The organism is Streptomyces sp. F001, assembly GCF_004187715.1.
Lineage (GTDB): Bacteria > Actinomycetota > Actinomycetes > Streptomycetales > Streptomycetaceae > Streptomyces > Streptomyces flavusporus.
In genome coordinates this window covers 383,616-390,987 of the sequence record NZ_QZWF01000006.1, presented here as the reverse complement: position 1 = coordinate 390,987, position 7,372 = coordinate 383,616, and the positions used below count along the sequence as shown (strand labels likewise).

The window sequence follows — 7,372 nt, the reverse complement described above, 5'->3', positions numbered from 1 at the left end:
GGCCTGCCGATCATTGTGGCGGCCTCACGATTCTGACCGCCTGACGCGGCCCGGCACCGCAACGCGACGCGCAGTGGGACCGGAAGGGAACAGGCAGGTTCGGCCATGAGCACATCGATCGAGTTCCCGGCCACTACGCCGGGATACCGCGATCTGGTGCAGTGGCGACGAAGTCGGCAGCCCTAGGGCGGCCCGGGAGGTCTTCCACCTGGTCAGATAGCTACACCAGGCCCCCGCTCATAGGGGCTGTCGTGACAGATGAGAGGCTCAGGCGGGTGAGCGAGACACCACCGAACACCCTGCAATACCGCTTGACGGGCCAGAAGACGCACCTGTCCTGATCTTGGGTCCCTCACTGGGTACCACATGGCACATGTGGGACCGGCAGGTCCCGGAGCTGACCAAGCAGTGGCGGGTCTTCCGGTTCGACCTGCCCGGACAGGCGGCGCCCCCGCCTACCCCGCGGGCTCCGTCGCCGACCTCACCGACCGGCTGCTCGCCACGCTCGAGGCTCTGGGCGTGCAGCGTTTCGGCTACGCGGGCTGCGCTCTCGGCGCCCGCGGTCGGCGTCGAACTGGCCCTGCGCCACCCCGAGCGCCTCGCCTCACTCGCGGTGATCGCCGCCTCGCCGCGCTTCGGCACGGCCGACGAGTTCCGCCAGCGCGGCGTGATCGTGCGGACGAACGGGCTCGACCCGATCGCCCGTACCGCACCCGACCGCTGGTTCACCGCCGGGTTCGCCGCCGCCCAGCCGGCGATCACCGAGTGGGCGGTGCAGATGGTGCGCACCACCGACCCCGGCTGCTACATCGCCGCCTGCGAGGCACTCGCCACGTTCGACGTACGGCCGGAACTCGGCCGCGTGGGTGTGCCGACGCTGGTCCTGGTCGGCTCGGAGGACCAGGTCACCGGCCCCGCCGAGGCCCGTACGCTGGTCGCCGGCATACCGGACGCGCGTCTCGCCGTCGTACCCGGCGCCTCCCACCTGGTTCCCGTGGAACAGCCCGCGGCGGTCACGGACCTGCTGGTCACCCACTTCTCCACGCCTGGCAGCCCGGCTTCGACGCCACCGGCCAGATGGCCATCGCGGCGGCCCCCGTCAAGCCGGTCCTCGCCGCGGTGCCGGCGCAGTCCGCGCCGATCGCCGAGATCGCCCCGGCTGCTGCGGAACCGCTGGGCGCGGGACGGCCGGACCCGTACGACGCCGGGATCAAGGTGCGCCGGGAGGTGCTCGGCGACGCGCACGTCGACCGCGCGCTGGCGCAGGCCGACGAGTTCTCGGGGACTTCCAGGAGTTCATCACCCGCTACGCCTGGGCGAGATCTGGGGCCGGCCCGGCCTGGACCGCCGTACCCGCAGCTGCATCACCCTCACCGCCCTGGTCGCGGGCGGTCACCTGGACGAGCTCGCCTTCCACGTCCGCGCCGCCCTGCGCAACGGCCTCACCCCGGCCGAGATCAAGGAGGTGCTGCTCCAGGCGGCCGTCTACTGCGGCGTACCGGCGGCGAACAGCGCGTTCAAGGTGGCCCAGCAGGTCATCAGGGAGGAGACCACGCCCCAGGAGTGAGCCCGGCTCGGTCGGCGGCCGAGGCCCGCAGCGCCGGACCGGGCAGGATGGACCCATGAAGCTCACGAAGAAGTCGCACGCGTGCGTCCGGCTCGAGAAGGACGGGCAGACGCTCGTTCTCGACCCCGGTGGATTCAGTGAGGCGGACGCCGCAGTCGGCGCGGACGCGATCCTCGTCACACACGAGCACCCCGACCACTTCGACGAGGAGCGGCTGCGAGCCGCCATGGAGGCCGACCCGCCGCCGAGATCTGGACGCTCAGGTCCGTCGCGGAGAAGATCTCGGCGGCGTTCCCGGGCCGCGTCCACACCGTCGGCCACGGCGACACGTTCACCGCGGCGGGCTTCGACGTCCAGGTGCACGGTGAACTCCACGCGGTGATCCACCCGGACATCCCGCGCATCACCAACGTCGGCTATCTGATCGACGGCGGCCGGGTCTTCCACCCCGGCGACGCCCTCACGGTCCCGACCGGCCGGTGGAGACGCTGATGCTGCCGGTCATGGCCCGTGGAACAAGATCTCCGAGGTCATCGACTACGTACGTGAGGTCAAGCCGCAGCGCGCCTACGACATCCACGACGCCCTCCTCACCGACCTCGCCGCCCATCTACGACAACCAGATCGGCGCCCTGGGCGGCGCGGAGCACTGCGGCTGGCGCCCGGAGCCTCGGCGGAGCTGTGACGACGACAGGGGGGCCGCGTTGTCGGACCCACCGGTACGTTGTGAGGCATGCGCATCGCGACCTGGAACGTCAACTCGATCACCGCCCGCCTTCCGAGGCTGCTGGCCTGGCTGGAGAGCAGCGGCACCGATGTGCTCTGCCTGCAGGAGGCCAAGGTCGCCGAGGAGCAGTTCCCCTTCGAGCAGCTGCGCGAGCTGGGCTACGAGTCCGCGGTCCACGCCACCGGCCGGTGGAACGGCGTGGCGGTGCTCTCCCGCGTCGGCCTCGAGGACGTCGTCAAGGGCCTGCCCGGCGACCCCGGCTTCGACGGCGTGGTGGAGCCCCGCGCCATCTCCGCGACCTGCGGCCCGGTCCGCCTCTGGTCGGTGTACGTGCCGAACGGCCGTGAGGTGGAGCATCCTCACTACGCCTACAAGCTCCAGTGGTTCGAGGCCCTGAAGGCAGCCGTCGCGGGCGACGCGGGCGGCAGCCGCCCGTTCGCCGTGCTGGGCGACTACAACGTGGCTCCGACGGACGACGACGTCTACGACGTGCCGTGTTCGAGAACAGCACCACGTCACCCCGCCGAGCGTGCCGCCCTGGCCTCCCTGCGCGAGACGGGCCTGTCCGACGTGGTCCCGCGCCCCCTGAAGTACGAGCACCCGTTCACGTACTGGGACTATCGCCAGCTCTGCTTCCCAAGAACCGCGGTATGCGGATCGACCTGGTGTACGGCAACGAGCCGTTCGCGACGGCGGTCAAGGACGCGTACGTGGACCGGGAGGAGCGCAAGGGCAGGGCGCCTCGGACCATGCGCCGGTCGTAGTGGACCTGAACGTGTAGCGGCCCTCACAGCAGCGTCAGGTCCACGAGTGCGCGAGCGCCGCGAGCCCCGCGTCGTTCGGGTGCAGGTGGTCCCGCTGTCGTAGACCGGAGCCAGCCGCGTCGGCTGCTGCGGGTCCCGTAGCACCGCGTCGAGGTCCAGCACCCCGTCGAAGACGTCGGTGTCCCGGAGCCACGCGTTGACGGCGGTCCGCTCGGCTTCCACGGCCGCCGTGCACCCGGCCTGGCCGCCGCACGGCAGGAGTGTGCCGCCAGCACGCGAAGTCCCGTGCGTGCGCGCGGTCGCGATCTCCTGGAGCCCGGCCGTCACCTCATCCGCGGTCGAGCCGACAGCAGGTCGTTGACGCCCTCGAAGGCGATCAGCGTACGCACCGACGTCTGGGCGTGTACGTCCCGTCGAGCCGGTTGAGCGCGCTCACCCGCCCGTATCCCTGGAGACCCCGTCTCCCGGGTAGCGGTCGGTGACCACACGGTTGCCGCCGATGCCCTGGTTGAGCACCCGTAGTGCGGGACCAGGTCCTGTGAATGCAGTCGGGCGGCCAGCACATCGGGCCAGCGCCGGTTGGCGTCCACCGTGGACCTGTCGCCGTCGGTGATCGAGTCGCCGAGCATCACCACCGACCCGGGCCGCCGCGACGTCCACCCCGGTCAGCAGCGGCCAGTTCGTCAGGACCGTGGCGTACGCCGACGCCGAGCCGTCCGCGGCGTGGTCGCCCGGTCCGCTCAGATACGACGCTGCTGCGCGAGCCGGTGCACGGGCGCCGCTGGAACCGTCCCCGGCAGATGAAAGCTGACCAGCAGGTTGGTGTCGGCGGGCACGTCGAAGGCGAGCGGGTCGCTGTACACCTGCGCCCCGGCCGGGACCTCGACGCCCGCCGCCCTCCCGAGGTCACCGGCACCGGCGTGCCCCGGCCGTCGCGCCCGCCCGCTGCACGGCCACCGTCGCGCTCCCGATCTGTACCGGAGCCGCTGCGAAGGTGTTGTCGAAGCGCAGCCGCACCATCGGCCCGCCCGCCGAGGTGTGCACCACCAGCCGCAGTGTCCGGTCGGTCCACGGCCCCACGGCCTGGTAACCGGACGTCGCCGTCGCCCAGCTGCCTGTCCAGCGGGCGCGGCCGTCCGCACCGACAGGGCGAACACATGCAGGTCGGTCGCGCGGGGCAGCTGCACGGAGGCGAGCGCGCGCCCCGGCACGATCGGCACGGTCACGACGTACAGCCGTGCCTTCTCGGCGAGTTGGCCGCCGGGCGTGTTGACGTGGGGGAGGGCCACGCCTTGGTGGCGAGCGGGCCCCGGCGCCAGTCGGGCGCGCCGAGCACGTACGTCGACGCGGCTCCCGTCGGCGTACGAGACCGTGCCCGAGCCGGTGACCTCGTCGCCGGCGGTGCTCGCGACCAGGAAGGCGAGCGCGTCGCCGGTGCCGTACAGCACACGCTCTGGCCGTCGGCCCGGACGTTGTCGGGCTCGCCCGCCGCCCGGTCCGGCCAGGTCAGCGTGGCGCCCTGCACGGTCAGCGCGCGGCCCGGCGTCAGCCCGCGGCGTCGAGGTCCTGGGCGGAGAGGGAGGCACCCGAGCCGTCGAAGTCGGCTTCGGCGGGGCTGGTGTCCTCGCTGACGGCCGTGTTGTCGAAGAGCTGCTCCAGCGGCAGTGGCGCGGATGTCTCCTCGACGGTGGCCTGTGCGGAGGTCGTGAGCAGCACGGATCCGAAGAGGATGAGGACGGCTGCGAGCCCCGGACACCTTCGGCGTACCAACCGACCCTCCCTGTTCTCCGGTGATCCGGGCTGACCGGACCGACCGCACTGACCGGACTTCTCCGGCCTGCTCCGGCCTGCTCCGGCCTGCTCCGGACCGAGACGAACGACGCACGGGAAGCTAGAAAGGAGGCGGCGGCCCGGTCAACGAACCATGAGCGAACACTGCATGAAACCGCCCGGACGACCGGACACGATCACCCGCGCGCCTGTGGTGCGCACGCGGGTGCGAATGACAGGCTGGACGTATGACATCCTTTCTCGGCCACCGCCGCCAGCGGCCCCGATCCCGACCCCACGGGCATCGCCGAGCTCCTGGCCGAGTGCGAGCTGCTCCGCTCCCAGGCGGGCCGGCGGGTGTCCGACTCGACGACACATCAGCCTCGTTGGAGGCGCTCGACCAGCTGCTGCGCGCTGGCGGGACGACGAGGAGATCCTGCCCTGGCTGGGCAACGACGCCGTCTGTATCTGGCACCGTCATCGTGCGCACGGTGCGGGCGCGGCCTGGGAGATCTGGCCCGACGGCCAGCCGGTGGTGCGGCTGGAGTCCGGCCGCGAGTTCGACGTGGTGGCTCCGGTCACGAGTGGGCGCGCATGGTGTACCGGAGCTGTCCCAGCTGTACGCGGAGGTCGCCGAGTCCTGACCGCCCGCACCGAGCGGGGGACCGGCCCTCGCCCCCATCTGCTGTTCGACACCGGCTCGTTGACCCAGTCCGAACCTGTGTTCCCCGACCGGCCGGAGGCCGGGTCCCTGCTCTGCCCCATCGGTCGGGCCGTCGCTGCGCACCTCGACTACTATGTGCCGTTCATCCCGTAGGGGCAGCAGTACCCCGAGCCAAGCCCGCCCGGCAGCGCCGCAGATCACTGCTCGCGCAGCGGAATCGACACGTACGACGGGTCGTTCGCGGCGAGGAGAAGGTCAGCCGCCCGCCGGACGGGTTGTGCTCGATATAGAGCGGGTCGACCGTGTCGACGACCAGGGCGAGACGGTGCCCTGCCGGGACGTCGTAGGCCGTGGAGAACAGCTCCAGGTCGACGCCGAACGGCTTGCCGGGCGTTCGCCCGTGGAAGGTGAACGGCGCGTTGCTGATCAGCTTGCCGAGGCGAGCGGGCCCACGTCGTAGAGGTATGCGACGAGGGTTCCGCTCTCCTTGGTTGGCGTGATGGTCGTGTGCAGCTTCGCCGTACCGCGCACGTGCTGGGCGGTGGCGTACTTCTCCGACTGCCAGACGGCGGCCCAGCGGCGCGGGAGCAGGGGATCGAGGCCATCGGGGGACCTGGGCGACCTGGTCGAGGATGCTCGACAGGAAGATGATCCCGCCGTCCGCCCCGGAGTTGACGTTCGTGTGGATCGTGGTGGTGTCCGCGAGGGCGATCTTCCGGCTCGTCGCGGTGACCGACTTCCAGTCCGGGTAGTCCTCGTAGCCGCCCCCGGAACGGACTTGAGGCGGACCGGCTGTTCACGGTCGATGCCGTTGTCCGCGCCTTGAGGTGGTGGTCGAACCAGCGCCCGGTGTCGGTCCACACGTCGTTGGGCAGCCCGAACAGTCCCGTCACCTCGGCGGTGGCGTGGTCGCCGGGGCGCAGCTGAAGCTCTTGGGGACGGTCAGCTTCTCGTAGAAGTCCGCGTACTGGTTGGGCGGGAAGATCGTGTCGCCCCAGGCGTTGGCGAGCATGACCGCGGTGCCGTTGGCGTTGAAACGGTCGACGTAGGTCGCGGGGGAACGTTTCTTCCCCCAGGCGATCAGCTCGTCCTCCCGGTCCAGATCGGAGGCGAAGAAATCCTTGAAGATCTGCTGGAGTTCGGGGCTGGGGCGACCGTGAGCGTGCCTGCGCCGTTCAGCAGGGCGGCGGCCTGGGAGTGCTGGGTGCGGCCGGAGTAGATCGAGTCGATCAGGTCGGCCCAGCCGCTGAGTGCGGCGACCGCCCTGACCCGCTTGTCGTGCGCGGCGGCGAGCAGGCTGATGCCGGCCCCGTACGAGACGCCCGCCATGCCGATGCGCCGGCGTCGGCCGGGGTGTTGGCGAGCGCCCAGTCGATGACCTGGAGGCGTCGGCGATGTCGGGCGGTCCGGCGACCTCGATGTGTCCGCCGGACTGCCAGAAGCCGCGCACGTTGTAACTGACCACGACATACCCGGCGTCGGCGAGCTTCTGGGCCTGGGCGAGTACTCGACCTGGGGCAGGCCCCAGCTGGTGGGCAGGACGAGCAGGGGGTAGCGGTCACCGGCGCCGGCGCCCGCGGGCGTGACGACGTTCGCCTTGAGGACGGTGCCGCGTCGCCGGTGACGTCGACGAAGCGGACGCTGTTCGGGGCCGCCTGGGCGGCGGGGCGAGCCCGAGGGCGCTACCGGCGACCAGGGTCGCGGAGACGGCGCCCACGGCGGTCGTGCGCAGGGCCTTGCGAGGCAGTCCCACGGGCCACTCCTCACTCGTGTCAGTGAAAGTGACCCGACGGTAACCGGCACCACTTACCGTAGGTAACCCGTCGGTAAGTTACGTGGCAGTAACGATTGAGCGTTGAAGATCTCCGACGTGCCTCCGA

The 7,372-nt window shown here is 71.2% G+C and carries 3 protein-coding genes and 4 pseudogenes; 4 read left to right on the top strand and 3 right to left on the bottom strand.

Annotation, left to right across the window (positions count from 1 at the left end; genetic code table 11):
• The first annotated feature begins 373 nt into the window (after nt 1–373).
• The 3 genes and pseudogenes from StrepF001_RS24630 to StrepF001_RS24620 all read left to right on the top strand — a co-directional run bounded on the left by StrepF001_RS24630 (nt 374) and on the right by StrepF001_RS24620 (nt 3,075).
• Entirely contained in the window at nt 374–1,567 is a 1,194-nt protein-coding gene (locus StrepF001_RS24630; protein ID WP_240797662.1) for an alpha/beta fold hydrolase, read from the top strand.
• A 55-nt stretch (nt 1,568–1,622) separates the two neighbouring features.
• Nucleotides 1,623–2,252, top strand: a pseudogene (locus StrepF001_RS24625) (MBL fold metallo-hydrolase).
• 48 nt (nt 2,253–2,300) lie between these two features.
• A pseudogene (locus StrepF001_RS24620) lies at nt 2,301–3,075 on the top strand (exodeoxyribonuclease III).
• 723 nt (nt 3,076–3,798) lie between these two features.
• Here the strand turns inward: StrepF001_RS24620 and StrepF001_RS48280 are convergent.
• Complete coding sequence (locus StrepF001_RS48280; RefSeq protein ID WP_129800372.1) at nt 3,799–4,506, bottom strand: hypothetical protein; 708 nt, start codon at nt 4,504–4,506, stop codon at nt 3,799–3,801.
• 97 nt (nt 4,507–4,603) lie between these two features.
• Nucleotides 4,604–4,774: a hypothetical protein gene (locus tag StrepF001_RS45720; protein ID WP_165396354.1), complete on the bottom strand. Its 171-nt coding sequence runs from the start codon at nt 4,772–4,774 to the stop codon at nt 4,604–4,606.
• Nucleotides 4,775–5,076: 302 nt separating this feature from the next.
• On the opposite strand from StrepF001_RS45720, the pseudogene StrepF001_RS48275 reads away from it, so the two are divergent.
• A pseudogene (locus StrepF001_RS48275) lies at nt 5,077–5,472 on the top strand (DUF6278 family protein).
• 217 nt (nt 5,473–5,689) lie between these two features.
• On the opposite strand, the pseudogene StrepF001_RS49595 reads toward StrepF001_RS48275, so the two are convergent.
• Nucleotides 5,690–7,245 (bottom strand): annotated as a pseudogene (locus StrepF001_RS49595) (alpha/beta fold hydrolase).
• Nucleotides 7,246–7,372: the final 127 nt, after the last annotated feature.

Bases quoted from the DNA above. Each gene is read 5' to 3' on its own strand.
- StrepF001_RS24630 (WP_240797662.1), top strand. From the start codon at position 374: ATGTGGGACCGGCAGGTCCCGGAGCTGACCAAGCAGTGGCGGGTCTTC.